Raw genomic sequence first — 2,027 nt, 5'->3', positions numbered from 1 at the left:
AGGCCGGCGCGGTCGCCTCGGTCGGCTCGACCGGCGACTCCTATGACAACGCGCTGGCCGAGGCGTTCAACGCACTGTTCAAAGCCGAGCTGGTCCGCAACAAGGGCCCCTGGAAGGGTGTCGACGACCTCGAGATCGCCGTCGCCGAGTACATCGACTGGTTCAACCACCGACGCTTGCACGGCGAGATCGGACTCATCCCGCCCGCCGAGCACGAGGACCGCTACTACCGTCACAACCCCGCGGCGACTACCGTCGCCGCGTCAGTTCCGAGCCTCCACTGAACCCGGGGCGGGACAGGTCGCTGTGTGACGGTTAACTCGAGTTCCAGCGTGGCCGCGCATGCGGCGATGGACGCGGCGCGCTGCTATGTCGTAAGCCTGGGCCAGCTGCTCGCCTGAAGTGGTGATGGGCCTCTGGCAGGCCTGACGCGGTGTAGCCACCGGGTGACCTGGATGGCCTGACCGATTGATCGAGACCGTCGGAATGTAACCCGGGCGCTGCGGGGTGTCCCCGGCACGGGCAAATGCGGGAGTCCGCGCTCGACAGCATTGAATCTCCGTCGCGCTGAGTCGGACCGTTCGCTTTCTTCTAGTGAGGAGGCTGACGTTGGCACCCATCGATTGGGCCAGCTCGTCGGAAGCTGCCAGCTTCGCCGCCGATCCACCTGGCCCCACGTCCTTGGCGCGTGGACTCGAACGGTTACCAGGCCGCCGACGCCGCCCACTCCACCGCGGGCCAGCGTTTCCTCGCCGAGCAGGGCGCGAGCGGCCTCCCCGGGGCTGCGTGGAACGCGACCACGCCCAAGAGCCGTAGTCGTGCGAGTCGGCCATGGCCTCGGCAACGACTCTGCGCCGATCCGCGGACCGGAAGGTAACGAACCTCCCGTCGCCTAACGGCAAGACCGCCAGGATCGCCAACAGCTTCGGCCTTCCGGCTGGGGCGGCACACTCGTGCCCAGGCGCGACCGCGACCTGTGAACGCGTCTGTTACGCCGGGAAGCTCGAGAATCTCTACAAGGGACTTCGCGAGGTCCTGGTAGGCAACCTCGAGGCGTTGACCGGTCTTGACCGAGCGGGCATGGCCGGGTTGCTCTCCGAAATGATCGACGAGTTCCGGGTGGACTGCGACGGGGCGGAGCGACGAGGGGCCACGGTCCCTCGAGACTTTCGAATTCACTGGGACGGAGACTTCTTCTCGCTTGCCTACGCACAGGCCTGGGCTGACGTCGTCCGCGCGGCTCCTGACATCCGCTTCTGGGTCTACACGCGGAGCTTCAATCCCGAACGGCTCGACGTGCTGCCGGTCCTGAAAGGATTGGACAACCTCACCGTCTACCTATCCGTCGACCCAGACAACCTCGGTGCGGCCAAGGCCGCAAGACGTCGGTGTCCGTGGGTCCACTGGGCCTACCTCGCCGAGACGTTCGCGGACGGCCGAGCCGACCTTGCGGACCTGCCCGGCAAGCGCTACCCCTGCCCGGAGAACGGACGGCGGATCCCGCTCATCAACGAGAAGGGCTCCGCCTGCATCCGGTGCGGTGTCTGTCCCAGCGGCCGAGGCGATGTCGTCTTCTCCATAGCGAAGCGCTGAGCTGGACCTGGGTCGCGAGGGGTGGTTGCAGCGGTAGGAGACCCCAGGTAAGTCATTGCCCCGGTGGGGTCAATGAGGAGGTGAAAGACGCCGGTCTGTCCTCCCGAGCTGGCAAAGTCTGCCCGGGCTACCGCCAACATGAGCGGTTCGGAGGCGGTGGAGGACGGATGCTGGAGTTCCTGCTTGGATTGGTCAGCGCGCTATGCGCTGTGGTACTCGGAGGGCTGGCGCTCCAGCTCTTCCGACGTCCCCGAATGTTGCCGGAGACCGACTCGTCGGCCAGCCAGCGCCTGACTGCTGTGGAGGCTGCTGTCCAGGGCCTTGCGTCCGAAGTCCGGGCGACGCGAGACCTCATGCCTGTGATGATGGCGCTCGCCGAATGTCCCCAGGGGTGCTCATCGAAAGTCCCCACCCGGGTGCGGTGTCAGGTTAGT

General features: G+C 66.5%; 3 protein-coding genes. All 3 read left to right on the top strand.

Annotation, left to right across the window (positions count from 1 at the left end; all coding sequences use genetic code 11):
• On the top strand, nucleotides 1-284 hold a 284-nt coding region (locus HK417_RS24175; protein WP_222273216.1), incomplete at its 5' end, for an integrase core domain-containing protein.
• Between the two features lie 547 nt (nucleotides 285-831).
• The gene (locus HK417_RS24170) at nucleotides 832-1,593 is read left to right on the top strand and encodes a GP88 family protein (protein ID WP_222273213.1); all 762 of its coding nucleotides are present in this window, start codon (nucleotides 832-834) and stop codon (nucleotides 1,591-1,593) included.
• Between the two features lie 167 nt (nucleotides 1,594-1,760).
• A partial coding sequence (locus tag HK417_RS24165) for a hypothetical protein (protein ID WP_222273210.1) occupies nucleotides 1,761-2,027 on the top strand: 267 nt, incomplete at its 3' end.

It is taken from the genome of Modestobacter marinus, from assembly GCF_019799945.1.
Taxonomy (GTDB): domain Bacteria; phylum Actinomycetota; class Actinomycetes; order Mycobacteriales; family Geodermatophilaceae; genus Modestobacter; species Modestobacter marinus_B.
Note: the sequence above shows the minus strand (reverse complement) of the source record. Positions and strands in the feature narration are given on the sequence as shown.

Excerpts from the sequence above, each read along its gene's own strand:
- HK417_RS24170 (WP_222273213.1), top strand. The coding sequence starts at position 832 with ATGGCCTCGGCAACGACTCTGCGCCGATCCGCGGACCGGAAGGTAACG.